This window comes from Halomarina halobia, assembly GCF_029338575.1.
GTDB classification, from domain to species: Archaea; Halobacteriota; Halobacteria; order Halobacteriales; family Haloarculaceae; genus Halomarina; species Halomarina halobia.
In genome coordinates, this window is the sequence record NZ_CP119992.1 from 844,247 (window position 1) to 869,969 (window position 25,723).

Annotated in this window: 30 protein-coding genes, 2 tRNA genes and 1 pseudogene; 22 read left to right on the plus strand and 11 right to left on the minus strand. The window is 67.7% G+C overall.

Going from position 1 to position 25,723, the window contains the following annotated elements; all coding sequences use genetic code 11:
• Positions 1 to 6: 6 nt before the first annotated feature.
• The 3 genes from P1K31_RS04555 to P1K31_RS04565 are packed head-to-tail and all read right to left on the minus strand — an operon-like array spanning position 7 to position 2,180.
• Positions 7 to 156: a hypothetical protein gene (locus P1K31_RS04555; RefSeq protein ID WP_276305098.1), complete on the minus strand. Its 150-nt coding sequence runs from the start codon at positions 154 to 156 to the stop codon at positions 7 to 9.
• Positions 156 to 1,679 carry a PH domain-containing protein gene (locus tag P1K31_RS04560; protein ID WP_276305099.1) on the minus strand — a complete coding sequence of 508 codons (1,524 nt, stop codon included), beginning with the start codon at positions 1,677 to 1,679 and terminating at the stop codon, positions 156 to 158. Before P1K31_RS04560 ends, P1K31_RS04555 begins: the two co-directional genes overlap by 1 nt.
• Positions 1,680 to 2,180, minus strand: a complete 501-nt coding sequence (locus P1K31_RS04565; protein WP_276305100.1) for a PH domain-containing protein — start codon at positions 2,178 to 2,180, stop codon at positions 1,680 to 1,682.
• A 181-nt stretch (positions 2,181 to 2,361) separates the two neighbouring features.
• On the opposite strand from P1K31_RS04565, the gene P1K31_RS04570 reads away from it, so the two are divergent.
• Positions 2,362 to 2,799, plus strand: a complete 438-nt coding sequence (locus P1K31_RS04570) for a hypothetical protein (protein ID WP_276305101.1) — start codon at positions 2,362 to 2,364, stop codon at positions 2,797 to 2,799.
• 13 nt (positions 2,800 to 2,812) lie between these two features.
• Here P1K31_RS04570 and P1K31_RS04575 read toward each other — a convergent pair whose 3' ends face one another.
• Positions 2,813 to 3,787 carry an aldo/keto reductase gene (locus P1K31_RS04575; RefSeq protein ID WP_276305102.1) on the minus strand — a complete coding sequence of 325 codons (975 nt, stop codon included), beginning with the start codon at positions 3,785 to 3,787 and terminating at the stop codon, positions 2,813 to 2,815.
• A gap of 71 nt (positions 3,788 to 3,858) precedes the next feature.
• Between P1K31_RS04575 and P1K31_RS04580 the strand changes: the two genes are divergently transcribed.
• Complete coding sequence (locus P1K31_RS04580; RefSeq protein WP_276305103.1) at positions 3,859 to 4,317, plus strand: SRPBCC family protein; 459 nt, start codon at positions 3,859 to 3,861, stop codon at positions 4,315 to 4,317.
• A 39-nt stretch (positions 4,318 to 4,356) separates the two neighbouring features.
• Here the strand turns inward: P1K31_RS04580 and P1K31_RS04585 are convergent, their stop codons facing one another.
• From P1K31_RS04585 to P1K31_RS04605, 5 genes are all read right to left on the minus strand, one after another.
• Positions 4,357 to 4,593 (minus strand): HVO_2901 family zinc finger protein, encoded by a 237-nt coding sequence (locus P1K31_RS04585; RefSeq protein ID WP_276305104.1) that lies wholly within the window; start codon positions 4,591 to 4,593, stop codon positions 4,357 to 4,359.
• A gap of 116 nt (positions 4,594 to 4,709) precedes the next feature.
• On the minus strand, positions 4,710 to 5,294 hold the full coding sequence (locus P1K31_RS04590; protein ID WP_276305105.1) for a flavin reductase family protein: 585 nt from the start codon (positions 5,292 to 5,294) through the stop codon (positions 4,710 to 4,712).
• A 72-nt stretch (positions 5,295 to 5,366) separates the two neighbouring features.
• Complete coding sequence (locus P1K31_RS04595) at positions 5,367 to 5,813, minus strand: DoxX family protein (protein WP_276305106.1); 447 nt, start codon at positions 5,811 to 5,813, stop codon at positions 5,367 to 5,369.
• Between the two features lie 204 nt (positions 5,814 to 6,017).
• Positions 6,018 to 6,692 carry a helix-turn-helix domain-containing protein gene (locus P1K31_RS04600; RefSeq protein WP_276305107.1) on the minus strand — a complete coding sequence of 225 codons (675 nt, stop codon included), beginning with the start codon at positions 6,690 to 6,692 and terminating at the stop codon, positions 6,018 to 6,020.
• A gap of 378 nt (positions 6,693 to 7,070) precedes the next feature.
• Positions 7,071 to 8,105, minus strand: a complete 1,035-nt coding sequence (locus P1K31_RS04605) for a tyrosine--tRNA ligase (protein ID WP_276305108.1) — start codon at positions 8,103 to 8,105, stop codon at positions 7,071 to 7,073.
• A gap of 178 nt (positions 8,106 to 8,283) precedes the next feature.
• Here P1K31_RS04605 and P1K31_RS21850 point away from each other — a divergent pair, with 178 nt between their 5' ends.
• Both P1K31_RS21850 and P1K31_RS04615 read left to right on the plus strand, forming a co-directional pair.
• Positions 8,284 to 11,361 (plus strand): PKD domain-containing protein, encoded by a 3,078-nt coding sequence (locus P1K31_RS21850; protein WP_368410834.1) that lies wholly within the window; start codon positions 8,284 to 8,286, stop codon positions 11,359 to 11,361.
• Positions 11,362 to 11,566: 205 nt separating this feature from the next.
• Positions 11,567 to 12,364, plus strand: coding sequence for a hypothetical protein (locus P1K31_RS04615; RefSeq protein WP_276305109.1), 798 nt, complete (start codon positions 11,567 to 11,569; stop codon positions 12,362 to 12,364).
• On the opposite strand, the pseudogene P1K31_RS04620 reads toward P1K31_RS04615, so the two are convergent.
• A pseudogene (locus tag P1K31_RS04620) lies at positions 12,365 to 12,568 on the minus strand (DUF7976 family protein); the annotation flags it as partial.
• A gap of 8 nt (positions 12,569 to 12,576) precedes the next feature.
• On the minus strand, positions 12,577 to 13,638 hold the full coding sequence (locus P1K31_RS04625) for an Mrp/NBP35 family ATP-binding protein (RefSeq protein WP_276305111.1): 1,062 nt from the start codon (positions 13,636 to 13,638) through the stop codon (positions 12,577 to 12,579).
• A 234-nt stretch (positions 13,639 to 13,872) separates the two neighbouring features.
• On the opposite strand from P1K31_RS04625, the gene moaA reads away from it, so the two are divergent.
• The 18 genes from moaA (at position 13,873) to idsA3 (ending at position 25,673) form a co-directional block, all read left to right on the plus strand.
• Entirely contained in the window at positions 13,873 to 14,850 is a 978-nt protein-coding gene (gene moaA / locus P1K31_RS04630) for a GTP 3',8-cyclase MoaA (RefSeq protein WP_276305112.1), read from the plus strand.
• A 152-nt stretch (positions 14,851 to 15,002) separates the two neighbouring features.
• Positions 15,003 to 15,087 (plus strand) — tRNA-Ser (locus P1K31_RS04635).
• 23 nt (positions 15,088 to 15,110) lie between these two features.
• A complete protein-coding gene (locus P1K31_RS04640) occupies positions 15,111 to 15,605 on the plus strand; it encodes a 30S ribosomal protein S13 (RefSeq protein WP_276305113.1) in 495 nt (164 codons plus the stop codon).
• Position 15,606: 1 nt separating this feature from the next.
• The gene (locus tag P1K31_RS04645) at positions 15,607 to 16,134 is read left to right on the plus strand and encodes a 30S ribosomal protein S4 (RefSeq protein WP_276305114.1); all 528 of its coding nucleotides are present in this window, start codon (positions 15,607 to 15,609) and stop codon (positions 16,132 to 16,134) included.
• Positions 16,135 to 16,524 (plus strand): 30S ribosomal protein S11, encoded by a 390-nt coding sequence (locus P1K31_RS04650; protein WP_276305115.1) that lies wholly within the window; start codon positions 16,135 to 16,137, stop codon positions 16,522 to 16,524.
• 4 nt (positions 16,525 to 16,528) lie between these two features.
• The gene (locus tag P1K31_RS04655) at positions 16,529 to 17,272 is read left to right on the plus strand and encodes a DNA-directed RNA polymerase subunit D (RefSeq protein WP_276305116.1); all 744 of its coding nucleotides are present in this window, start codon (positions 16,529 to 16,531) and stop codon (positions 17,270 to 17,272) included.
• Between the two features lie 130 nt (positions 17,273 to 17,402).
• Positions 17,403 to 17,487 (plus strand) — tRNA-Leu (locus tag P1K31_RS04660).
• 21 nt (positions 17,488 to 17,508) lie between these two features.
• Positions 17,509 to 17,856: a 50S ribosomal protein L18e gene (locus P1K31_RS04665; protein WP_276305117.1), complete on the plus strand. Its 348-nt coding sequence runs from the start codon at positions 17,509 to 17,511 to the stop codon at positions 17,854 to 17,856.
• On the plus strand, positions 17,853 to 18,290 hold the full coding sequence (locus P1K31_RS04670) for a 50S ribosomal protein L13 (protein WP_276305118.1): 438 nt from the start codon (positions 17,853 to 17,855) through the stop codon (positions 18,288 to 18,290). The genes P1K31_RS04665 and P1K31_RS04670 overlap by 4 nt, the downstream gene beginning before the upstream one ends.
• The gene (locus tag P1K31_RS04675; protein WP_276305119.1) at positions 18,284 to 18,682 is read left to right on the plus strand and encodes a 30S ribosomal protein S9; all 399 of its coding nucleotides are present in this window, start codon (positions 18,284 to 18,286) and stop codon (positions 18,680 to 18,682) included. Before P1K31_RS04670 ends, P1K31_RS04675 begins: the two co-directional genes overlap by 7 nt.
• A 12-nt stretch (positions 18,683 to 18,694) precedes the next feature.
• On the plus strand, positions 18,695 to 18,886 hold the full coding sequence (locus tag P1K31_RS04680) for a DNA-directed RNA polymerase subunit N (protein ID WP_276305120.1): 192 nt from the start codon (positions 18,695 to 18,697) through the stop codon (positions 18,884 to 18,886).
• Positions 18,886 to 19,071: a DNA-directed RNA polymerase subunit K gene (locus P1K31_RS04685; protein ID WP_276305121.1), complete on the plus strand. Its 186-nt coding sequence runs from the start codon at positions 18,886 to 18,888 to the stop codon at positions 19,069 to 19,071. Before P1K31_RS04680 ends, P1K31_RS04685 begins: the two co-directional genes overlap by 1 nt.
• Positions 19,068 to 20,315: a phosphopyruvate hydratase gene (gene eno, locus P1K31_RS04690; RefSeq protein ID WP_276305122.1), complete on the plus strand. Its 1,248-nt coding sequence runs from the start codon at positions 19,068 to 19,070 to the stop codon at positions 20,313 to 20,315. Before P1K31_RS04685 ends, eno begins: the two co-directional genes overlap by 4 nt.
• Positions 20,312 to 21,121: a 30S ribosomal protein S2 gene (gene rpsB / locus P1K31_RS04695; RefSeq protein WP_276305123.1), complete on the plus strand. Its 810-nt coding sequence runs from the start codon at positions 20,312 to 20,314 to the stop codon at positions 21,119 to 21,121. The genes eno and rpsB overlap by 4 nt, the downstream gene beginning before the upstream one ends.
• A gap of 160 nt (positions 21,122 to 21,281) precedes the next feature.
• Complete coding sequence (gene mvk, locus P1K31_RS04700) at positions 21,282 to 22,271, plus strand: mevalonate kinase (protein WP_276305124.1); 990 nt, start codon at positions 21,282 to 21,284, stop codon at positions 22,269 to 22,271.
• Positions 22,268 to 23,002 (plus strand): isopentenyl phosphate kinase, encoded by a 735-nt coding sequence (locus tag P1K31_RS04705; protein ID WP_276305125.1) that lies wholly within the window; start codon positions 22,268 to 22,270, stop codon positions 23,000 to 23,002. Before mvk ends, P1K31_RS04705 begins: the two co-directional genes overlap by 4 nt.
• A 290-nt stretch (positions 23,003 to 23,292) precedes the next feature.
• Positions 23,293 to 24,645 (plus strand): ribonuclease J, encoded by a 1,353-nt coding sequence (locus P1K31_RS04710; protein ID WP_276305126.1) that lies wholly within the window; start codon positions 23,293 to 23,295, stop codon positions 24,643 to 24,645.
• Positions 24,642 to 25,673: a geranylfarnesyl diphosphate synthase gene (gene idsA3 / locus P1K31_RS04715; RefSeq protein WP_276305127.1), complete on the plus strand. Its 1,032-nt coding sequence runs from the start codon at positions 24,642 to 24,644 to the stop codon at positions 25,671 to 25,673. The genes P1K31_RS04710 and idsA3 overlap by 4 nt, the downstream gene beginning before the upstream one ends.
• Positions 25,674 to 25,723: the final 50 nt, after the last annotated feature.

Consider the following 25,723-nt stretch of genomic DNA (forward strand, 5'->3'; position numbering starts at 1 on the left):
GGGCGACTACCGCCGCCGGACGGCGAACGCCGTCGTCGCCGTCCACGCGCCGAGCGCGACCGCACCGACGACCTCCGGGAGCGCGAGCCCCGGCGCGAGTACGTCCTCGTGACCGTCGTCGGTACCGAGAGCGTTGCCGTCGTCGGGTCGCCGCATCAGGCGGGCGAGGGGGGCCAGTCGTCGCCCGAGAGGGCCTTCGCGCGCTCGCGCCGTCGCTGTTCGCGGCGCACCGCCAGCGAGCGGTTCAGGCGCGTCTCGATGCCGTCCCGCGTGCGCGCGGCCGTCCCGGCGTCGACGTCGACCGCGCGCGCGCCGCCGCCCGTGAGGCCCCGCGATCCGGCGGTGTCGACGACGAGCGTTGCGAGGTCGCGCCGGCGCTGGAACACCGTCTGCGTCGTGAACACCGTCTGGACGCGGTGGTAGGGGACGACGACGGTCGTCCGAACCAGGAAGCCGTTGCGGGTGACGACGTGCTCGTCGCCCAGCGCGTAGCCCCGATTGCGCCACTTCAGGTGCGCGGCGACGGGGGCGACCGGGAGCAGCGCGAGCGCGAGCCACCACCGTCCGGAGACCCCGACGAGGAGCGTCGCGGCGTAGAAACCCGCCGTGATCGCGAGGACGACGAGGACGTAGCGCACCGCGTAGCGCGTTCGCGCGCGCTTCGGCGGGCGTTCGAACGTCACCTCGCCCGCGTCCTCGATGCTGCGCGCGAGGTCCCACACGCGCTCGCGGTCGGCGAAGGGGATGGCGGACTGCGACCCGTCGCCGTCGCCCGGCGCGTACCCCGCCGTCTCGACGGTGAGCGAGGCGTACCCGCCGAGCCGGGCGAGCGCGTTCTCGGCGATCGTGAGCGTCTGGACCTTGGGGAGTGGGATCGTCCCCGTGTAGCGCTGGAAGAGGCCGCGCTCGTAGCGCAGTTCGTCCGGCGCGCGCGTCAGCCGGAAGCCGTAGTAGTTCGTCGCGGCGATGAGGCCGCTGGCTGCGGCCGCGACCGCGTACAGCGCAAGCGTGCTGAGCGAGATGGCCACCAGCGGCGAGGCGGCCATCGAGCGGAGGGTCGGCCCGAACGGGGTGAACGGCGACGCGGTGGCGGCGAGCGACGGCACGAACACCCCGGCGACGACCGAGAAGATCGGGACGAGGCGCAGGTCGAGCGAGACGACGCCGAGGAGGAACAGCTCGCGGGCCGTGATGGCGAAGACCGTCTCGGCGCGGTCCTCGGTTGTCTCGTCCCCCCCGGCGCGCTGGCTCCGCTTCAATCGGCTGATCTCGTCCTGGAGCCGGGTCGCCTCCGCGACCGAGACGCACCGCAGGACGGCCTCCGTCTCGCTCCCGCCCGCCGTCTCCAGGCGGACCTCGGCGATGCCGAGGACCTGCTGGAGGACGCTCCGGCCGATGTCGACGTTCTGGATCCGTCGGAGCGGGATCTCGCGGTCGCGCCGCGAGACGACGCCCGAGCGGATGTCGAACGTGTCGTCGGTGAGTTCGTACTCGAACCGTCGGTAGTACGCCACCTGGTAGGCCGCCGTCGCGGCGAGCAGCAGGACGACGCCCGCGACGAGCAGCCGTCCGAGTCGCTCCTCGACCTGCGAGGTGACGGCGAGGATGACCACCGCCCAGAGGAGCCGCGTGGTCGACGCCGCGGTGCGATAGAGCACCGAGCGCGGGTCGAGGCGCATTCAGACCGCCTCTTCCCCCTCGGCCGCGATCGCGAGGCGCTTCAACCGCGCCTGCAGGTCCTCCGCGTCCTCCGGGGTGAGTCCGGGGATGGTGACGTCCGCGCCGCGCGACCCGGCCGTGTAGACGACGAGCGTTGCGAGGCCGATCGACCGCTCCAGCGGCCCCCGACTCGTGTCGACGTGCTGGACGCGGACGTAGGGGACGACCGTGGTCACCCGCGTGAGGACGCCCCGCTCGAGGTACAGCGACTCCTCGCGGACGCGGTAGCGCCACGCTCGGTACCGGAACACCGAGTGAACGACGCCGAGGGCGGCGAGGACGAGAAACGCGACGGCACCGGGCCAGACGAGCCCCCGGATGATGAACGCGGCCGCGCCGACGATCGCCGCGAACACCGCGGCGGTCACGAGTGCCTGCCCCGCCCAGACGAGACGCACGCGGGGATCGAGCGACCGATCTGGGCCGGTCAGCGGTTCGATCCCACGTTCGGCGGCCTCCATTGGCGGATCGACGGCCGCGAGCGGTAAATAGGTGGGCGAAATCGGCGCCCCGAAGACCGATCCGACGGCCGTCGGATCGGTCGCGTCTGCGGGGTACTCCCGAGCGACAGCGGTCGGTGACTGTCCGAGCGATCGACCGACGGAACGCTTTTGCGCCGCTCGGCCGTCTCTCCACGTGGGGATGACAGGTGGTGGCACGACCGCCACTGTCAAGCGCACCATGAGTTCCGACTACACGCAGACCGAGGGAGGCACAGACACCGCGGGAACTCGGCCGATGGCGGTCGCGGCGATCTCCGGACAACGGGCCGTCTACGACGCCGTGCAGGCGCTGACGAACGAGCAGCGCTGGCTGAACCACCAGGGTGCGACCGCGATGCGACAGATGGCCGCCGTCTACCGCGGCGGGCGCGGACTGGCCGGCGCGCCGGCGCGCGAGCCCGTCGTCATCGAACTCGACGAGATCGACGAGCGCGACGAACGCCGTGGAACCGACGAGCGGGACCCCGAAGGACGGCGCGGCGCGGTGCGGATCGAACCGCCGAGCGAGGACGCCTTCGACGCGTTCCTCGCGACGTTCGAACCGGAGCTCCCGACGCAGCACCGCGCGTCCGTGTAGGCGCGGCGAGGGATCACTCGTGCCCGGAGACGGGCACGGGCTCGTACGGTTCTTCGAGGTACTCGACGTCGCTGTCGGAGAGCGAGATGTCGAGCGCTTCGACGGCCTCCTCGAGGTGCTCGACGCTCGTCGTCCCGACGATGGGGGCGTCGACCCACTCCTTCGTGAGCATCCACGCGAGCGCGATCTGCGCCATCGTCGCGTCCGCCTCGGCGGCGAGCTCCTGCACCCGCTCGTTGATCTCCCGCCCGCCCCCCTCGAAGTAGGGGTGTCGCTGGGCGTAGGAGTCGGTCTTGCCACGCGTAGTCGCGTCGACCTCCTCGTGGGGTCGCGTCAGGTACCCGCGGGCCAGCGGCGACCACGGGATGACGCCGACGCCCCGCTCCCGGCAGTAGGGGAGCATCTCGCGCTCCTCCTCCCGATAGAGGAGGTTGTAGTGGTTCTGCATCGTGGCGAAGCGCTCCAGGCCGAGCAGGTCCGAGGTGTACAGCGCCTCGGCGAACTGACGGGTCCACATCGAGGAGCCCCCGACGTAGCGCACCTTCCCGCGGCGGACGGCGTCGTCGAGCGCCCTGAGGGTCTCCTCGATCGGCGTCTCGTAGTCCCAGCGGTGGAGCTGGTAGAGGTCGATCGCGTCCATCCCGAGCCGTTCGAGGGAGGCGTCGAGTTCCCGTTCGATGGCCTTCCGCGAGAGGCCCCCGGAGTTGGGGTCGTCCTCGTCCATCCGGAAGAAGACCTTCGTGGCCACGACGCTCTCCTCGCGCCGTCCCTCGAGCGCCGCCCCGAGGACGCGCTCGCTCTCGCCCAGCGAGTACATGTTCGCGGTGTCGAAGAAGTTGATCCCGAGGTCGATCGCACGCTCGACGAGTTCGACGCCCGCCTCCTCGTCGAGCACCCAGTCGCGCCACTCGGAGGTACCGAAGCTCATACAGCCGAGACAGATCCTGCTGACGGTCACGCCCGTGTCACCCAGCGTGGTGTACTCCATGTGACCGCCTCTCGTCGGGGGAGCAAAAGCGTTCGTGGGGGATTATCCCCCTCGCGACCGTCTCCCCGCGCATGGGACTCGCCTTCCGGAACACGCCCGACGGCTACCGCCTCGAGGTGAGCCGCCGGATGGACGCGCCCCCGGACGTACTCTGGGACCTGCTGACCGACACGACCCGCTGGCCGGAGTGGGGACCGTCGGTGCGGGCGGTCGAGTGCGACCGCCGGTACGTCGAGGCGGGGACGCGCGGACGCGTGCGGGTGTCCGAGGCGGCCGGCGGCGTCTGGGTGCCGTTCGTGGTCACCTCGTGCGCCGACCACCGCTGGACGTGGGAGGTGGGCGTCCCGACGGTCGCCCTCGTGCGGAACGCCCTCGACCTCTCGCCCACCGTGCCGGCGACGGGCCACCGCGTGGAACCGGCGGGGCGGGGCTGTCGGGTCGTCTTCGAGCTACCGCCGCTCGCCGTCGGTTACGCGGTCGTCTGCCGGCGAGCGCTCGCGACGCTAGAGGAGATGGCGCACGAGCGGTAGTGAGACGAGCACACCTGCCCGGACGGAGGCGAACCGGCCTCAGCGCGCGACCGTGAGGGCGTCCCGTACCCGCAGGAGGTCCTCGCCGATGCCCTCGCCGTCGCAGTCGTCGGTCGGACAGTCGTAGTGCCAGCCGTCGCGGGTGGCGCGTCGCTCCGCGAACCGGGTACCGCACTTGCGGCAGAACAGTTGCGCGTCCGAGCAGGTGTCCTTGTGGAGTTCGAGTCCGAGCTCCGTGTCGAACGTCCGCTTGCAGTTACGGCAGGTGTGCACCATATCCACTACTGAGCCGTCTTGAAATATAATAATACCGCAAACAGGTGTGTGAATACGTGTCGCGGTGGAATTCCGGGGATGATCGGATCCTCCGGGTGCAGTCGTGCGATCTCCGTTCAATCGGGCCGAATCATGCGGAAGCGGTCGCGGGTGGTGCAGTAGTAGTTACCCGCGAGGCGGCCGACGGCGTCGAGCTTCGTGGCGTCCACCTTCCCGTCGGTCGTGACCGCGTCGTCCACGTGGACGTAGACCACCTCGCCGAAGACGACGTTCCCGGTGCCGACCTCGACGAAGTCGGTCAGTTCACACTCGAACGCGACCGGCGAGGTCGCCACCCGCGGCGGTCGCACGCGGGTCGACGGGGCGGCCTCGACGCCCGCGTGATCGAACTCGCTCTCGCCGCGCGGGAGGGTCGCGCTCGTCTCGTTCATCGCCTCCGCCATCGCGCGATCGACGACGTTCACCACGAACTCCCCCGTGTCGATCGCGTTGCGGGCGGTGTCGGTGTGCCCCCCCGGCCGGTCGCCCGGGGCGAACACGAGCGTCGGGGGGGCGCTACTCACCACGTTGAAGAAACTGTACGGTGCGAGGTTGTCCACGCCGTCCTCGCCCGTCGTACTCACCCACGCGATGGGCCGCGGCACGACCGCGCCCGACAGCGTCCGGTACATCGACGGTATCTCGTTCGGGTCGATCTCCATCGGATCTCTCCTACCACTGAAACGGCGAGGACGATCAGTGGAGCGTTCTCGAACGGTCCGCTCCTCGCCCGCTCAGACGCCGACGCCGAGCGACAGCGGCCACGCGACGCCCGAGAGGACGAGAAAGACGAGCGCGGCGCCGAGCAGCGCCGCGTTCTTGAGGAAGTTGATCGTCTCCTGCTGGCGCTGTTCCTCGCCGACGGCCCAGAAGTCGTGCATCACCGGCGTCGTCACGAGCAGGAAGACGGCTAGCGCGCCCGATCCGAGCAACGGGTAGACTCCGAGTGCCACCGAGAGCCCGCCGAAGACGAGCGTTCCGCCGGAGAGCGGGACGAGCAGGTCCGGGGCGGGGACGCCCTTCACCCCGGCGTACCCCGCCATCTCCTCACCCCCCGTGAAGTGGTTCAACCCCATGAACGCCAGCACCCCGCCGAACAGGACGCGGGCGAGCAGGAAGACGAACGCCGCGCCGGGTCCGTCGAACAGTCCGACCGTCGATTGGAGTACAGGTAACGTCACGTAACCTGGTACGCGTTCGAATCGCTATATCCGTTCGCGGACGTGAACGTAACCGGGTGACATCGACGTCGGTAGGGGGCGTCCGTGTCCTCTCTCGACGCGTCGCATGCTCCTCCAAACCGTTGGTCATGCCCCGACCGTACGTCCCTCGAGAACCGCTCCATCCCCACCTGACGGTGACGACCCGTCGGCGAGCACCGTGGTTCACTGAGAACTCTCCCCGAGAGCCCCTCGCGGGCCGACGAGCAGCGTCTCCTGAACGAGCACGTCCGTTCCGCGCCGGAGGCGCTCCGAGAGGGCCTGATGCGAGATGTCGAGATCGTCCGCCAGCACGTCGAGACCAGTCCGTCGCGGGACCTCGAAGTAACCGCGGTCGCACGCCATCGTCAGCGCCTCGTACTGTTCGCGCGTCAGCCCGAACCGACCGACCGGATCGCCGCGCATCTCGCGGACCCGGACGACCTCGAACGTGAGGCCGCGGGATTCACAGAGGTCGTTCGTCCGCGAGAGCGCGTCTCGGTCGGGGAAGAGGATCCGCAGGTACCACCACTGCTCGTCCCCGTAGGCGTCTATCACGGTCGCTTCGAGCGTCGTCACCATCTGAAAGACGAGATAGACCTGGTCGATCCAGTGCATCCGGTAGAGGAGTTCGTCGTCGAACTCGCCGAGGAGGGATACGTCGCTCACGCTGGGATCCCGCTCGAACGCCTCGCGCAGCGTCTCCCGGTCGGCTCCGCGCGCCCAGATGAGTGGCATGACGGTCCCGTCGCCGCTCTCGACGAGCCGTTCGCACTCGAACTCCGCACCGGGAACCTCGCGGAGCGTCTGGTACAGCGCGAACTCCCGTGCGGGGATCTTCGCCCTCGTAACCGTGGCCATGAGTCACCCTGGCGACGGACGGGATCGTAAACCTGTCTTCTCTCCGGCCGTTCGCCGGACGCGCATTCGACGGGACGCGTCGCTCGATCCGGGGACCCCTCGTCCGCTCGAGAGATCGACGAATCGGGGACCGAACCGAGATCCGGGATCCGAGGACGGGGGTCCGGAGGCGGGGGTCGCCGGTTCTCCGTCCCGAGGCGGATGTCGGTGGCGTCGCGCTCCCGCGCGTCGTGGCTTCGCAGTCCGGCAGGCGTTCGACTGGGAACGAAAACGCCTGCCGACTGTGACGTTCGGCGCTCGGAACAAATGAATTGAGCCTGCCTGGGCAAGGCGTCAGCCGGTACGCAAAACTGGCGTACTACCGGGGACCGGCGGGGCTCAGTCGTACTGCTCCGGGTAGGCCTCCCGCAGGAGGTCCGGGTCGGCGAGGACGCGCTCGCGGACGGGCGCGATAACGGCGTCGATGGCGTCCGCGGTGGCGTTCTTCAGGTCGAGCGGGTGCAGTTCCTCGCTCACGAAGTCGGCCTCGAGGTCGTCGTACGTCTCGTAGACGAGGTCGCCGCCGAACTTCTCGGGACGCTCGACGACGAACGCCTCGTCGCGTTCGTCGAGGACGGGGAACACGAGGTAGCGGACGTACTCGAGGACGCCGTTGTCCTCGACCTCGCCCGCCGGACAGTAGGCCCCCTGGAGCTTCTCGTGGATCGCCTCGGGGTCGTCGGTGAGCGAGATCTTCGATCCGGCCTCGGAGGCGCTCATCTTCCCGCCCGTGAGCCCCGAGAGGAGGGGCGCGAATACGCACACCGGCTTGTCGTAACCGTAGTCCGGGAGCATCTCGCGGGCGAGCATGTAGATGCCGCGCTGGTCGATGCCGCCGTAGGCGATGTCGGCGTCGAGCGCCGCCACGTCGAGGCTCTGCATCAACGTGTAGACGAGTCCGCCGAGCTTCGGGTTGTCCGACTGCCGGACGACTTCGCTGCCCGCGCGCTGGGCGCGGCTGATGGTCGTGTCCGCGATCATCCGGTAGAGGTCGAGCGTGTACGGCCGATCGAGTTCGAACTCCCGGCCCTGCACGAACTCGATCTCCTCGCCGTCCGCGCCCGCGGCGTCGATCATCGCCTCGATGGCGACCCGGTAGTACTCCGCGCGGGCGTCGAGCAGGTCGAACGGGCTCTTCTCGTCGTCGAGGTGGGCGTGCAGGTCAGCGACGAGCACCGTCACGTCCACGCCCGCCCGGAGGAAGTCAGCCAGCTTCCGGATGGTCGTGAAGTGACCGATGTGCATCTCGCCGGTCGGCGCGTACCCGATGTACGCGCGCGGCTCCTCCCGCGAGAGCACCTCGGCGAGCTCCTCCTCCGTGACGACCTCCTCGATGTGGCGGGTGACCAGCTCCCGCCGCTCGGCCGTGTCCATAGCCTCGCTTCCGCGCTTTCGCGGATAAGTGATTCGCTACATGGCGAGGGCGTCACGCGCCGGCCCGCGAGAGATCACTCGCCCCGCGATTCAGCCCCGGCTCGTCCCGTTGCACTGCCGGACAAACTATTCCGAAATTTTATAAGTAATATTTCGTGAAAGTGTCACTGTTAGACGCATGCTTCGACGCCTCCTGCCTATTGCCCTCGTTCTCTCTCTGATCGTCACTCCTGTCGCCCCCGTCGCCGGGTCAGTGCCGAACGAACCGCCGTTGGTCGACGCTGGGCTCGACCAGCGAGTCGATCGGGGGACGACGGTCATCCTCGACGCGACGGGCTCCCGCGACCCGGACGGCCACGTTGAGCGGTACGAGTGGTCGATCGGGACGCCGACCGGGACGACCGTCGCCCCCGCCGATCCGACCGCACCGCGGACCACGTTCGTCGCGCGCGAGCGCGGACGGTACGAGGTGACCGTGACGATCACCGACGACGACGGAGCGGTGGCCTCCGACACGCTCTACGTCCGTGTCGGCGAAACGACGCGGGATCCGCCGCCGACCGATCCACCGACGCCGGCTCCGTCCGAGTCTGATCCCTCGAGCCAACCACCTCTCGCAGCCGGGCGAACGCCGACGATCGACGGGCCGACGCTGGTCACCGGCGCGCGCCCGCTTACGGGCGAGTACGAACTGAACGCCGATGGCGGACGGGATTCTATCGAATCCGTCCGCTGGGTCGCCGACGGACGGGTGAGCGGTTCCGGACGGCGCGACGCGCTCACCTGGGAGCCGGGGATTCACCGACTCCGTGCCGTCGTCACCTACGTCGACGGCTCGACGAACACGGCCCGGTTCCCCGACGGGACGACCGAGATCGTCGCCGATCCGAAACCGGCGCTCTCCATCTCGAACCTGCGATGGGAAGGGTCGATCGCGGGGCGAATACGGGCGGCCGACGAGTTCGGGAACCTCGAACACGTTCGCGTGTCAGTCGATGGCGTCGGGACCGAATCGACCACCGTGGACGCGGATCGAGTTCGAAACCGTGAGGGTCGCTCGCATTCGTTGTCGTTCGGCTGGGACGAGTTCTCCCCCGACCGAGAGTACACGCTCACCGCGAGTGCGATAGACGCTCGGGGACAGACGGCGACCGTTACCAGGTCGTTCTCGCCGACCGGGACGCCGGAACTCCTTTCGGCGGAGTTCGTGAACGGACCCGTCGATTCCTACCACGAGCGGATCGATCCAGGACGATACACGGCCCATCACGTGACGAGAATCGCGTTGAACGGGGTGGATTCGGGTAGTATTCGTGTACGATCACAGGCCAAGTCCTCGAGCAAGGTTTTCACGGTTGCTCGAAAGCAAGAGGTCATCGAGAACGGAATCCTTACTATCCATTCGTACTGGGCGGGACTCGAACCAGGTGATTACGTAGTCACCACTGATTTCGACTACTACGGTTACGACGAAACGGTACGTTCGCCGGATGCCATGGCCGAACTCTCGGTAACGCCGAGTCCACCCGAGATTCGATTTCGGACGCTAAACGACGGAACTGACGGGTCGAATATGCAGGAGCCGATCCGGGTCGACGCCAGCGATTCGTTCGACCCGGATGGAAGCAAACTGACGTATATTTGGAAGATGGGCGCTGATCCACTTCCGGATGACAACACCACGGCCTATCTCACATACTGGGATAACGGGCAACTAATCATTGAGGACGGTCAAGGCCAGAGTTCTATCCAAACGTGGAGTGCGAGCGGTGGACTCGTTCCAGAAGTAATGGACGACATGACGCGGGTATCGCCGTTCTGGGAGGGTACGGACGCCACTAGAGGCGTGATGTATCCCGATCGGTACGAGCCGTATTCTCCGAGCACGAACCTCCGCGTTCGTGTCCGAACCGAGCCGGTTCACCTCCGCAGGGAGACGGAGGGAATCTCGATCGGTGCCGAGTTAGACGGCGCGGCGGGGCGCATCGTAGAGTGGAAGGAAGTTCCATACACGCCCATCGAAACTGCTCCGGGCGACGTGGTGGGGGGGAGCAACTCCGTGTACTACGAGGGCGTGATCGAGATCAAGGCCGGGAATCTCGCTACCCGGGAGTTACGACCGACGCTGGTGCTGTTCAACGAGGAGCAACCGGAGTACGCTCGCGAACGATACCGGCTCCCCACCGTCTCCGTTACGAGCCTGAACGAGACGCGCCGCGAGGAGCTCTGGATATCGAACCTCAGTTACGGGATCAGGCAGCCCGTTGAGATTCGGATGCAGGCCGAAAGTCGAGACGAAGTCCGGCGACTGCGATCGTACGGGTTCTCCGTAGAGGACGTCACGACCGACGTGAGCGAGTACGAGATCGAGCGACGGGTGAAGGTACGAGACGCGAAGTACAGGACTCGCGAGAGGTTATTCGACCGGCGCTGGCAGCGGCGGACGTTCGTCGACGAACACCCCGACTGGCGCGCGGACGGAACCGAGACAGTAGAGCGGAGAGTGCCGTACACTGAAACCGAGTGGCGGCGCACGCCTGACGGTGACGCGTTCACCGGGGATACGCGACGCGTCCAGCAGTCCCCCGCCGTCTACATCACGGAACGGCAGTACGAGTACTGGACGACGGAGACGGCGGTACGGGAGGTCGAGAGCCGACAGTGCCTCCCCTGGATCGGTTGTTACACCGTCACGACGACCAGGCGCGTGTCGTGGGAGAGACAGCACACCTACTGGTCGATCGCTCCGAGGTCGTCGTCGCACGATCCGACCGGTCGGACTCGACGTCACCTCCTGCGACCCGCGGAGTACGTCACGGAGTACGAACACGAGTACACGGAGTGGCGAACGATCTCCGACAGACAGTACAGAGCAGTGAAGCGCGAACAGGTTCAGTCGGCGAAGTACGAGTGGCAGGAGTATCGAACCGTCTCGAGCGGTCGCGTCGCGTGGCGACTCGTAAAGAACCGCGAGAACTTCCGAGTGGACGGGGTCGTGGAGGACCGAACATGGACGCTCGTCAAGGAGGAGCACGAGCGCGTGGTGAGGCCCGCGTATGAGGATCCGGATAGCGTCACGGAAACGCGCGCCACCGTTCGCGGGGTGACCGTCAGGTACCAGACGGACACCGACGATCGTGCTCCGACTCGCGAGGTGATCGGTTCCTTTGAGACGGAGTTCACGGGCGACGGACTCCTCACCAAGGAGGAAATTAAGCGTCGAGTCGAGCGGAATCACGATTCACTTACCAGTTGAACAGCCACGAATATCGAAAAGTGTTTGATTAACGGCATCTGCAAAAACGAATATGTGCGATATAGATAAAGTACTTATCCTGTGTATGCTAGTTTCAATCCTGGTTGTACCGCTGAGTAGCCCGGTATTCGCATCCGTACAGAAAGCAGACCAGTTAGCTACTGACGAACGAACGTTGGTCTCCAGTACTGGTGCCGAGCATACAGTGTGGCTGAACACGTCCACCCAGGTATTGGGGGTTAGAGGCGAAAACCCGACAGATCGACCAGCGTATGCGGGAGTAGTGGTCGAAGTTGACGGTACGCGTTTGAACTCGACAGAGATCAAGCTCGATCCTGGCGATTCCTGGGAAGGAGAATACCAGTTACGGCCGGAACTCGATGCACTCAAGGATAACCACACAGTTACCGTATCTACATTCGGAGACTACACCGAATTCGAATTCACCTACGAGATCGACCCGGAAAACCCCGGAGAGGTCGAAGTGCCTCGAATCACGAACGTTTCGGTCGGGAACGCAGTGATCGATGGAAAACCCTCGTCCGTCGTCAACGTCACCGTGGTGAACCCATCCATCCAGACCTATTCGACCAAACTCATGGTGCACACGGAAGGGACCGACGGTAGTTTCTATCCCGCCATCGTCCCACCCGGCGAAACCGAGACGATAACGGTCGAACTCCTCGACGACCAGAACACCGAAATCGCCGGCGAAGCGCGACTCTACACGGATGACTTCAACGAATCTGAAGGAGGGATCCATCAGGTGGGGTTCGTCGGTCGTGCCGGAGGATCCTCGGAGATGTGGAACGAGTCGTTCGAACCCGTCGCGGCACCCTGGAGCGAGGATCCGTACCAGTATCACAACGCCTCGATCGGGGGATCGGAGGGCCTCGCCGAGCGTGCGAGCGGAGGGGTCGATCTCTGGGGCGTTCCGATCGTCTACTTCGCAGGGAGTCTTCTACTCGGAGCCTTCGTCCTTCGGCGGTTCCTGACGGGCTAACTACCGCCGCTCGATCCCGCCCTGTTCTTTGATCCCGAGGATGTACTTCACGTTCAGGTAGATCTCCTGCGGGGTCGTCTCCCCGTCGGGGTGGTACATGTCGCTCACGCGGTAGAGGATCGCGGCGAGTTGCGAGGCCTCGGAACTCCCGTCGCGCACCTCCTCCGCGATCTCGCGCAGGAACGCCGCCTTCTCGGGGTCGTCCTCGACGGTCATCGCCGCTGGTGGGCCTGGTTCGCCCGACTCGTCCGGCGGCGGTGGACGACGCCGACGTTGTTCGCCGTGCGCTCGACGAACCCGCGGAAGGCCTCGCCGGTCTCGCTGTCCTCGTCGAGGACGACGGGCGCGCCCTCGTCGCCGCCCTCGCGGACGGCAGGGTCGAGCGGGATCTCGCCGAGGAAGGGCATGTCGACCTCGTCCGCGAAGCGCCTCCCGCCGCCCTCGCCGAAGATGGGGTGGGTGCTACCACAGTCGGGACACCGGAAGGAACTCATGTTCTCGATGATACCCAGCACGGCGGTGTCGTGCTTGCCGAACATGCGCAGCGCCTTGCGGGCGTCGTCGATGGCGACCTCCTGGGGCGTCGTGACGACGACCGCACCGGCGAGCGGCACCGTCTGGAGCAGCGTGAGTTGCGTGTCGCCGGTCCCCGGGGGGAGGTCCACGATCATGTAGTCGAGGTCGCCCCACTCGACGTCGTCCCAGAGCTGCGTGATGAGCTTGTGGACCATCGGGCCGCGCCAGATGACGGGGTCGTCCTCGCCGACGAGGAAGGCCATGCTCATCAGCTTCACGCCGTACCGTTCCGGCGGGATGAGGGTCTCGTCCTCGGTCGCTCGCGGCCGTTCGTCCGCGCTGACCATCCGCGGGACGTTCGGTCCGTAGATGTCGGCGTCGAAGAGACCCACCCGGGCACCCATGTCGGCGAGCCCGGCCGCGAGGTTGACCGCGACGGTGCTCTTGCCGACGCCGCCCTTCCCGGACGCGACCGCGACGATGTTCTTCACGCCGGGGAGGACCTGCTCCTCCGGCGAGATGCCGCGGTCGACGTCCGCGGTGAGTCCGACGTCGAGGTCGAGATCCGCGAGCGCCTCGCGGACCTCGCTCGCGATGGCCGTCTCGGTCGGCGAGTACGGCGCGCCGAGCGCCAGCGAGACGCGAACCGACCCGTCGTCGACCGCCACGTCGTTGACTAGTCCGAGCGAAACGATGTCGTCGCCGAGGTCCGGGTCCTCGACGCTCCGGAGACGGTCGAAGATGTCCTCTCGATCCATGGTGAGGAGTGGACGGCAGCGACCGATAAGGATTGTGAAGGATGCGGGCGGGCACTAGGTCCACCGTCGATTGTTCGACGGTGGACCTACCGAACGATCGAATGATCGATCGATCGAATGATCGACCGAATGTTACTACGCACGCCGACGTTACCGACGATGTGTAACCACTATCAGTTACGATCGTGCCGGTCGGTCCCACGGATTTAAGCGTCCAGCCGGATACCTTCGGATATGCTCGTAGACGGGTTCGGCCGCGAGGTCACCGGCGTTCGCATCTCGCTCACGGACCGATGTAACTTCGACTGCGTCTACTGTCACAACGAGGGGCTGGGAGACACGCGCGGACCGATGGAGGCGGGGGACAACGAGATGGGTACGGACGACGTGGTGCGCTTTCTGGAGGTGTGCGAGGAGTTCGACGTCCGGAAGGCGAAGTTCACCGGCGGCGAGCCGATGCTCCGGGAGGACTTAGAGGAGATCATCGAGCGGACGCCGGACTCGATGGAGACCTCGCTGACGACGAACGGCACGTTTCTCCCCGAGCGAGCCGAGGCGCTCGCGGCGGCGGGGCTCGACCGGGTGAACGTCTCCCAGGACGCGCTCGATCCGGAGGCGTTCCGCGAGGTGACCAAGAGCGGGGCGTACGACAGGGTCATCGAGGGGGTGCTGGCGGCGGTCGACGCGGGGTTGACGCCCGTGAAGCTCAACATGGTCGTCTTCGAGGCGACCGCGGGCTACGTCCCCGAGATGGTCGAGCACGTCGCGGCGAACGACGGCCTCCAGCTGCAGCTCATCGAGTACATGCCCGAACTCGCGGGGCGGCCCGACTGGGCCATCGACATCGGGCGCGTCCACGACTGGCTCGCCGAGCAGGCCGACCGGATCGAACAGCGCGACATGCACGACCGCAGGCGGTACTGGATCGACGGGGGGATGGTCGAGGTGGTCGATCCCGTCGGCAACGAGGACTTCTGCGCGAACTGCCACCGCGTGCGCGTGACGCACGAAGGGTACCTGAAGGGCTGTCTCAACCGCAACGACGACCTGCGCCCGATGGGCGAGATGACCCGCGAGGAGATCCGCGAGGCGTTCGTCGACGTCGTGCACGACCGGGTGCCGTACTACGGCGAGTACCTCGTCCGCGGCGACGACGGCGAGTGGGCCATCAACGAGGAGTACCTCGGCGCGCCCGTGTCGTACTCGGATTGAACGGCGCGGAACCGCGCCGACGAGCCGTCTGCGCACGACTCTCAGCCGCTCGTGAATCCGGTGCGCTTAAGTAGGGCCACCGGGTTTGATCAGAATGCAATCAGTGTAGGGAGAGCGGCTCCCGAGTCCGCACAGGGCGCGAGTGTACGCGAGTTGTGGTAGCCAAGCCTGGCCCAAGGCGCTGGGTTGCTAACTCAGTGGCGTCAAGCCTCCGGGGTTCGAATCCCCGCCACAACGTTCGACCACCACACCACCACACCATGAGTACGGAACAACCTGAGGGCGAAGGGGAGGACGACATCCGATACTTCGTCCGCATCGGACAGACCGACCTCGACGGGACGAAGAGCGTCGAGCGTGCGCTCATCGAGATGAACGGCATCGGTCGACGGACGGCCCGACTCGTCTGCGAGTCGGCGGGCGTCGATCGGAGAGCGACGTTCGGCCGTCTCGACGACGACGGCGTCGACGCCGTCGTCGAGGCCGTCGAGAACTACGTCGAGGAAGTGCCCGAGTGGCTCACGAACCACCAGCGCGGCTACTTCTCGGGCGAGACGACACACGAGGTCGGCAACGACCTCTCGATGACCCGTCGGCAGGACGTCAATCGCATGAAGATGATCAACTCATACAAGGGCGTGCGTCACAAGCGCGGCCAGAAGGTCCGCGGCCAGCGCACGAAGTCCACGGGTCGCACCGAGGGCACCGTCGGCGTGAACGTCGAGGCCATCAAGGAGGAGGAGGAGACGGAGTAAGATGGCGCTCGGACAGAACACCAAGCTCTACGAGACGCCGAACCACCCCTACCAGGGCGAGCGCATCGCCGAGGAGGCCGGTCTCCTCGGTCGCTACGGCCTGAAGAACAAGGAGGAGCTCTGGCGGAGCCAGTCCCAGCTTCGCGACTACCGTCGCGAGGCCCGGAGCCTGCTCGGCCGGACGATGGGCGACGTCGAGGCCGCGGGCGAGGAGGCGGGCGAGTTCCTCCAGAGCCTTAAGCGCAAGGGCATCCTCGACGAGCAGGACGGCCTCGACGCCGTCCTGAGCCTGGACATCACGGACGTGCTCGAACGCCGTCTCCAGACGGTCGCGTACCGCAAGGGGATGGGGAGCACGCCCAAGCAGGCGCGGCAGTTCATCGTCCACGGACACGTCACCGTGGGCGACCACCGCGTCACCACCCCGTCGTACACGGTCCTCGTCGAGGAGGAGGACAGCATCGAGTTCGACGAGACGAGCCCGCTGGCGGACGACCTGCACCCCGCCCGGGCGGAGGGTCAGGAGTAAATGAGTCAGGAATCCGACGAGCGGTGGGCCATCGCTCACGTACACGCATCGTTCAACAACACCATCATCACCGTCACGGACGAGACGGGCGCGGAGACGCTCGCCAAGTCCTCCGGCGGTTCGGTGGTGAAGCAGAACCGCGACGAGGCGTCGCCGTACGCCGCCATGCAGATGGCCGAGCGCGTCGCCGAGGATGTCCTGGCGCAGGGGATCTCCGGCGTCCACGTCCGCGTCCGCGGTCCCGGCGGCAACCTGCAGAAGAACCCCGGCCCGGGCGCGCAGGCGACGATCCGCGCGCTCGCGCGCGCCGGGCTGGAGATCGGCCGCATCGAGGACGTCACGCCCATCCCGCACGACGGAACGCGCCCGCCGAAGAACAGCGGGTTCTAACATCATGAGCGACTTCGACGTGGAGTTCATCGACCGGGACGAGCGCGAGGCGCGGTTCGTCGTGCGCGGGCTGACCCCCGCGTTCGCCAACGGCATCCGCCGGGCGATGCTCGCCGACGTGCCCACGATGTCGATCGACACCGTGCGCGTCATCGAGAACTCGTCGGTGATGTTCGACGAGATGATCGGCCTGCGGCTGGGGCTCGTCCCCCTGACGACGACGCCGGGCGAATACGAACTCGGCGACACGGTGACGCTGGCGCTCGACGTCGAGGGGCCGGCGACCGCCTACTCGGGCGACCTCGTCTCGAGCGACGGCCTGGTGCAACCCGCAGACGGGAACGTTCCCATCATCGAACTGAAGGAGAACCAGCGCCTCGAGATCGAGGCCGAGGCCACGCTCGACCGCGGCAAGGAACACGCGAAGTTCCAGGGCGGCGTCGCCATCGGTTACCGTCACCTCCAGCGGGTCGAGGTCGTCGGCGACCGCGCCGAGTTCGCCGACGACGAGCCGCAGATCGTCCGCGGCGTCATCGAGGAGGGCGGCGAACTCGTCCCGGCCGAGACGTTCGACAACGACCTCCGCAACCGTTACCCCGGCGAGGAGGTCGAGGTGCACGACGTGCCCAACGCGTTCGTGTTCCACGTCGAGACCGACGGCTCGATGAGCGTCGAGGAACTGGTCCTCGCGGCCGTCGACTCGCTGTACGACCGGGCCGACGAACTCGAGCGGGCAGTCCAGCTGTAGTACAGCCACGAGAGCGACAGACGAACACGGACACACCACACCATGACCCCCACACACACCGCGACTCGCCGCCGGCGTCAGCGAGGCATCGAAACTGGTATGTGGGGCGTCGAGGTAGATACAATCGCGAGCAGGGATAGCCAAGTCTGGCCAACGGCGCAGCGTTCAGGGCGCTGTCCTGTAGAGGTCCGCAGGTTCAAATCCTGCTCCCTGCACTTCTCTCAGGTGTCACAATAATGAACAAGACGAACCCGAGACTCCAGAGTCTCATCGCCGACTGTAAGGCCGCCGCGCGCAGCGGGGCGGCCGTGTGGGGCGACGTCGCCGAGCGGCTCGAGAAGCCCCGGCGCACGCACGCGGAGGTCAACCTCGGGCGTATCGAGCGGTACGCCAAGGAGGACGAGACCGTCATCGTCCCCGGTAAGGTCCTCGGCAGCGGCGCACTCCGCAAGGAAGTGACCGTCGCCGCCGTCGACTTCTCCGGGACGGCCCGCACGAAGATCGGTCAGGTCGGTGAGGCGATCGACCTCGAACAGGCACTCGAACAGAACCCCGACGGCTCGAACGTACGGGTGATCCGATGAGCGTCGCCGAGTTCGACGCAGACGTCGTCGTCGACGCCCGGGACTGCATCCTCGGCCGCGTCGCGAGCAACGTCGCCCAGCGCGCGCTCGACGGTGAGCGCGTCGCCGTCGTGAACGCCGAGAGCGCGGTCATCACGGGCAACGAGAACGACGTGATGGCGGTCTACCGCAAGCGCGCCGAGGTCGGTTCCGATCAGGGGCCGTACTACCCGAAGCGCCCCGACCGCATCCTCAAGCGTTCGATCCGCGGGATGCTCCCCTACAAGACCCCGCGCGGTCGCGAGGCCCTCGAGAACGTCCGCGTCTACGTCGGCAACCCGCTCGACGAGGAGGGCGAGGTGCTCGAGGACACCTCCCTCGACCGGCTATCGAACATCAAATTCGTCTCGCTGGGCGAGATCAGCGAACAACTGGGGGCGAACGTTACATGGTAACTAACACCAGCGGCAAGAAGAAGACGGCGGTCGCCCGCGCCACGGTCCGGGAGGGCCAGGGTCGGGTGCGAATCAACGCACGGCCGGTCGAGCTCGTCGAGCCCGAGATGGCCCGCCTGAAGATGCTGGAACCGTTCCGCATCGCGAGCGAGGACCTCCGCGAGGGCGTCGACGTCGAGGTACACGTCTCCGGCGGCGGCATCACTGGACAGGCCGACGCCGTCCGCACGGCCATCGCCCGCGGACTCGTCGAGCACACGAACGACGCCGAACTGCGCGACGCCTACATGAACTTCGACCGCTCGCTGCTGGTGAACGACGTGCGCCAGTCCGAATCCAAGAAGTGGGGCGGTCCCGGCGCTCGCGCGCGCTACCAGAAGTCCTACCGCTGAGGTGATCCACTCATGATGATACCCGTCCGGTGTTTCACGTGTGGTACCGTCGTCGGCGAGTACTGGGACGAGTACCGACGCCGCACCGAGGAGGGTGAGTCCCCGTCGGACGTGCTCGACGACCTCGGCATCGAGCGGGCGTGCTGCCGGCGGATGCTCGTCTCGCACAAGGACCTCGTCGACATCGTCTCTCCGTACCAGTGATGGCCCAACAACACCACAACCGCTACGAGAAGGCTCGCATCATCGGCGCGCGAGCGCTGCAGGTCTCCTACGGCGCTCCGGTGCTGGTGGAGACGGAGCAGACCGAACCCATCCTCATCGCCGCCGAGGAGTACGACGCGGGGGTCCTGCCCTTCACCGTCCACCGGGGGGAGGGAGCAACGTGACGCTCATCACCGAGATCCGCCTGCGGCGGATCCTCGACTCCCGCGGCAACCCGACCGTCGAGGCCGAGGTCCGAACCGAGAGCGGCGGGTTCGGACGCGGTGCCGCCCCGAGCGGCGCATCGACGGGCGAGTACGAGGCGATCGAACTCCCCGCCGAGGAGGCCATCGCCAGGGCGCGCGAACTCGCGGTCCCTCGGCTCGAGGGACAGGTGTACGCGGGCGATCAGCGGTCGGTCGACCGGGTGCTCCGAGAGGCGGACGGGACGGAGAACTTCGGCGAGATCGGCGCGAACAGCGCCGTCGCGATCAGCATGGCCGCCGCGAAGGCCGGGGCGGACATGCTCGGCGCGCCGCTCTACCAGCACCTCGGGGGCGCGTTCCGCGGGAACGAGTTCCCGACGCCGCTCGGCAACGTCATCGGCGGCGGCGAGCACGCCGCGGACGCGACGGACATCCAGGAGTTCCTCGCCGCGCCGGTCGGCGCGCCGAGCGTCGCCGACGCCGTCTTCGCCAACGCTGCCGTCCACGGCGAGGTCAGCGACGTCCTCGCCGATCGCGGCGTTCCCGCGGCGAAGGGCGACGAGGGCGCGTGGGCTCCCGCCATCGACGACGCCGAGGCGTTCGAGGTGGTCGCCGAGGCCGTCTCGACCGTCGAGGACGAGGTCGGCTTCGAGATCGGCATCGGGCTGGACGTGGCCGCCTCCGAGCTGTTCGACGGCGACGCGTACCGGTACGCCGACGCCGAGCGCACGCCCGACGAACAGATCGACTACGTCGCCGACCTGATCGACGAGTACGACCTCGTCTACGTCGAGGACCCCCTCGACGAGGACGACTTCGACGGCTTCGCCGCCCTCACCGACCGGGTGGGCAGCGAGGCGCACAGCGCCTCGGGACGTTCGAGCGGGCAGCGCCCGCGAGGAGACCGGACGCTGATCTGCGGCGACGACCTGTTTGTCACCAACGTGGAGCGGCTCGCGACGGGGATAGAGCGCGGGGCGGCGAACAGCGTCCTGGTGAAACCGAACCAGATCGGGACGCTGACCGACGCCTTCGACGCCATCGAACTCGCGGTGGAGAACGGCTACGCGCCGGTGATCTCCCACCGTAGCGGCGAGACCGAGGACACGACGATCGCACACCTGGCCGTGGCGACCGCTGCCCCCTACATCAAGACGGGGGCGGTCGGCGGCGAGCGAACCGCGAAACTCAACGAACTCATTCGAATCGAGGAAAACGCATGAGCGACAACGAAGAAGGGCTCGAGGAGCTCGCCGAGGAGGAGGCCGCCGAGGAGGAGGCCGCCGAGGCCGAGGTCCGAGACGAGTCTACCGAAGCAGAGACGCCCGCCGCCGACGAGGCGGCCGAACCGGAAACCGAGGACGCGACGGAGTCGAACCCCGACCCCGAACCGGAGGAGGAGGAGGAGTCGGGACCCACCTTCGACGAGGACGTCATGCCCGACGAGGAGGCGGACCTGCTCATCCCGGTGGAGGACTACCTCGCGGCCGGCGTCCACATCGGGACCCAGCAGAAGACCAAGGACATGGAGCGGTTCATCCACCGCGTCCGCACCGACGGGCTGTACGTGCTCGACGTGAGCCGAACCGACGAGCGCATCCGCACGGCGGCGAAGTTCCTCGCGAACTACCAGCCAGAGCAGATCCTCGTCGCCTCCTCGCGCCAGTACGGCCGCTATCCGGCGGAGAAGTTCGCCGACGCCGTCGGCGCGCGCGCGCGCACCGGGCGGTTCATCCCCGGCACGCTGACGAACCCGCAGTACGCGGGCTACATCGAACCCGACGTGGTGGTCGTCACCGACCCCATCGGCGACAGTCAGGCCGTGAAGGAGGCGATCACCGTCGGCATCCCCGTCGTGGCGATGTGCGACTCGAACAACCAGACGAGCAACGTCGACCTCGTCGTCCCGACGAACAACAAGGGGCGCAAGGCGCTGTCGGTCGTCTACTGGCTGCTCGCGAACGAGACGCTGGACAACCGCGGTGCCGAGCCGTCCTACGCGCTCGATGACTTCGAGACCGAGATCTGAGGGGGCCCGTCTCCCCGTTCTCCGACGAGCGGCACCGTCGCCGTGAGCATCGGTATCGTACCGTCGAAATCGACGCCGTCGAGCGGTCGCGCCGGGCGGGTCGTCCGCCGGGCGGAACCGTTCGGATACTCTTAAACGGGCGGTCCGGCTACCACCGGGTATGACCGTTTCGAGCGCGCCGGGCAAACTGTACCTCTTCGGCGAGCACGCGGTCGTCTACGGCGAACCGGCGGTCGGATGTGCTATCGACCGTCGTGCGCGGGTGACCGTCGAACGCCGGGACGACGACCGCCTCCAGGTGGAGGCCCGCGACCTGACTCTCGACGGGTTCACCGTCGAGTACAGCGGCGGCGCGAACGACCAGTTGGACGTGAACGTCCCCACGCCGCTCGTGGAGGCGGCGATGGGCTACGTCGACGGGGCCGTCGAGCAGGCCCGCGAGGCCGCCGGCGCGCCGGACGCCGGCCTCGACCTGATCGTCGAGAGCGAGATCCCGCTGGGGGCGGGGTTGAGTTCGTCGGCGGCCGTCATCGTCGCGACGATCGACGCCGCGGCCCGCGAACTCGGCGTCGACCTCCCGGCCGAGGAGATCGCCGACCGCGCGTACAGGGTCGAACACGGGGTACAGGACGGCCAGGCGTCCCGCACCGACACGTTCTGCTCGACGGTGGGCGGAGCCGTCCGGGTCGAGGGCGACGACTGCGAGCGTATCGATGACATCCCGGACCTGCCGCTCGTCGTCGGCTACGACGGCGGCGCGGGCGACACCGGCGAACTCGTCGCCGGGGTGCGCGCGCTCCGCGAGGAGTACGACTTCGCCGCCGACACGGTCGGGGCGATCGGCGACGTCGTCCGCCGGGGCGAGCGCGCGCTGGCCGAGGACGACGTCGAGGAGATCGGCCGCCTGATGGACTTCAACCACGGCCTGCTCTCGGCGATCGGGGTCTCCTCGCGCTCGCTCGACGCGATGGTGTGGGCCGCGCGCGAGGCGGACGCCCTCGGGGCGAAGCTGACCGGCGCGGGCGGCGGCGGGTGCATCGTCGCGCTCGACGAGACGCCCGGCGCGCAGACCGCGCTGCGGTACACGCCCGGCTGCGAGGACGCCTTCCGGGCGGGACTCGACCGCGACGGGGTGCGCGCCGAGGGATGACCACGATTCTGAAACTCGGCGGGAGCGTCATCACCGACAAGGACTCGCCGGAGACGGTCGACGAGGCGGCCCTCGACCGGATCGCGGCCACCGTCGCGGCGGCGGCCGACGACGACCTCGTGCTGGTCCACGGCGGCGGGTCGTTCGGCCATCACCACGCGAACGAGTACGGCGTCAGCCGGACGCGGGGCACCCACGACTACGAGGGCGTGGTCGCGATCCACGCCGCGATGAAGCGACTCAACGACGCGGTCCTCGACGCGTTCCACGCCGCGGACGTGCCCGCCGTCCCCGTCCACCCGTTCTCGGCGGGCTTTCGCAACGCGGTGAGCGACCTCGTCCTCCCGACCGGACAGGTCCGGGTGCTCGTCCGGGAGGGGTTCGTCCCGGTCGTCCACGGCGACGTCATCGCCCACGAGGGGAGGGGCGCGACCGTCGTCAGCGGCGACGAACTGGTGGTCGAACTCGCCGACCACCTCGACGCCGACCGCGTCGGCCTCTGTTCGGCGGTCCCGGGCGTCTACGACGAGGACGGCGAGGTGATCGAGCGCATCGAATCGATCGAGGCGGTCGAGGCCGCGGTCGGCGGCAGCGAGTCGACCGACGTCACCGGCGGGATGGCCGCAAAGGTGCGCGAACTGCTCTCGCTCTCGGTCCCCGCGTTCGTCTTCGAACTCGACGACGCCGAGACCTTCCTCGCGGGCGGGAGTCCGGGGACGCGCATCGGGTGACCGCGACGGCGGCCCGGTCGCCGTCACTGCTTCGCCGAACTCGGGTTTCTGACCTCGCTACCGGGTCGCATTACGCGGAGCAAGCCACGTAGTTTTTAACACCGCGGCCTGTAGGGGACAGTAACCGAGCATACGGTCGCCCCGGGAACGTGGGCGGGCGACCGGCGCGATCCGGGCGCAGTCTATCGATTCGCTCGGATCACGCGGGCCTCTGGAGTGCCAGCGGTACGTCTTCGCCGGTCGCGCGCCAGACCGCGCTCCTCCGGGCGACTCCTCTCGGAGTGGAAACTATGGAAGTCGAAATCGCAACGATCGGCGGTTACCAGGAGGTCGGCCGGCAGATGACGGCCGTCCGTGCCGGAGACGACGTCGTCGTCTTCGACATGGGCCTCAACCTCTCGCAGGTACTGATTCACGACAACGTCGAGACCGAGCGGATGCACTCGCTCGATCTGATCGACATGGGCGCGATCCCGGACGACCGCGTCATGTCCGACCTGGAGGGCGACGTGCAGGCGATCGTGCCGACGCACGGCCACCTCGACCACATCGGCGCGCTCTCGAAGCTCGCCCACCGCTACGACGCGCCCATCGTGGCGACGCCGTTCACGATCGAACTCGTCAAGCAGCAGATCCAGAGCGAGGAGAAGTTCGGCGTTCAGAACGACCTCGTCGCGATGGAGGCCGGCGAGACGATGCGCATCGGCGACACGGGTCAGGTGGAACTAGAGTTCGTCAACGTCACCCACTCGATCATCGATGCCATTAATCCCGTCCTCCACACGCCGGAGGGTGCCGTCGTCTACGGCCTCGACAAGCGCATCGACCACACGCCCGTCCTGGGCGATCCGATCGACATGGACCGCTTCCGGGATATCGGTCGGCAGGGCGACGGCGTCCTCTGCTACATCGAGGACTGCACGAACGCGGGGCGGAAGGGCCGCACCCCGAGCGAGAGCGTCGCCCGACGCCACCTCCGGGACGTGCTGCAGTCGATGGAGGACTACGACGGCGGGATCGTCGCGACCACGTTCTCCAGTCACATCGCCCGCGTGTCGAGTCTCGTCGAATTCGCCGACGACATCGGCCGCCAGCCGGTCCTGCTGGGGCGCTCGATGGAGAAGTACTCCGGGACGGCCGAGCGGCTGAACTTCGTCGACTTCCCCGAGGATCTGGGGATGTACGGCCACCGCAAGTCGGTCGACCGGACGTTCAAGCGCATCATGAACGAGGGCAAGGAGAACTTCCTGCCCATCGTGACGGGCCACCAGGGCGAGCCGCGCGCGATGCTCACCCGGATGGGTCGGGGGGAGACCCCCTACGACCTCGAGGACGGCGACAAGGTCATCTTCAGCGCGCGGGTCATCCCCGAGCCGACGAACGAGGGCCAGCGCTACCAGTCCGAGAAGCTGCTGAAGATGCAGGGCGCCCGGATCTACGACGACGTCCACGTCTCGGGCCACCTCCGCGAGGAGGGCCACTACGAGATGCTGCGGGCGCTCCAGCCCCAGCACGTCATCCCGGCCCACCAGGACATGAAGGGCTTCGCCCCGTACACGGACCTCTGCGCCAGCCAGGGCTACAAGCTCGGGCGCGACCTGCACGTCACGCGAAACGGGAACATGATCCAACTGACGGAATGAGCGCCGACAGCGCGCGCGTCGAGGCGGCGATCGAGGCCCGCCGCGAGGAGGTCAACGACGCCATCGCGGAGACGCTCCCGATCAAGCGTCCGGAGCGCCTCTACGAGGCGTCGCGCTACCTGCTCGACGCGGGCGGCAAGCGACTGCGCCCGGCGATGCTCCTGCTCGCGGCGGAGGCGGTCACCGAGACGGAACCGCGGGCCGAGGACTACCGCGCGTTCGGGCCGGACGAACTCGACGTCATGGCCGCCGCCGTCTCCGTCGAGGTCATCCAGTCGTTCACGCTCATCCACGACGACATCATGGACGACGACGACCTCCGTCGCGGCGTCCCGTCGGTCCATCAGGAGTACGACACCGAGACCGCCATCCTCGCGGGCGACACGCTCTACTCGAAGGCGTTCGAGTGCATGCTCGAGACCGGCGCGCCGGCCGATCGATCGGTGCGCGCGCTCGACACGCTCGCCACCACCTGCACGAAGATCTGCGAGGGGCAGGCCCTCGACGTAGACTTCGAGGGGCGAGACGACGTGACGACCGAGGAGTACCTCGAGATGATCGAGCACAAGACCGCGGTGCTGTACGCCGCCGCCGCGGCCATCCCCGCGATCCTGCTCGGCGCGGACGAGGCGGTCGTCGACGCGCTACGCGGCTACGGGCTCGACGTCGGACGGGCGTTCCAGATCCAGGACGACCTCCTCGATCTCACCGTCCCGAGCGAGACGCTCGGTAAGACGCGGGGGAGCGACCTCGTCGAGGGCAAGCGGACCATCGTCACCCTGCACGCCCGCGAGCGGGGCGTCGACGTGGACGCGCTCGTCGACGCGGGGCACCCGGACGACGTCACCGAGGCGGACATCGAGGCCGCGGTCGAGCGCCTCGAGTCGGTCGGGAGCATCGAGTACGCCCGCGGGACGGCGCGCGACCTCGTCGACCGGGGGAAGGAGCGCCTCGACGTCCTCCCCGAGTCCGAGGCGCGGACGACGCTCGCGGGCATCGCGGACTACCTCGTCGACCGCACCTACTGACCGCCGGGTCGCCCTCCCGCGGTCAGGTTTTTACCCCCGCGCCGAGTCCA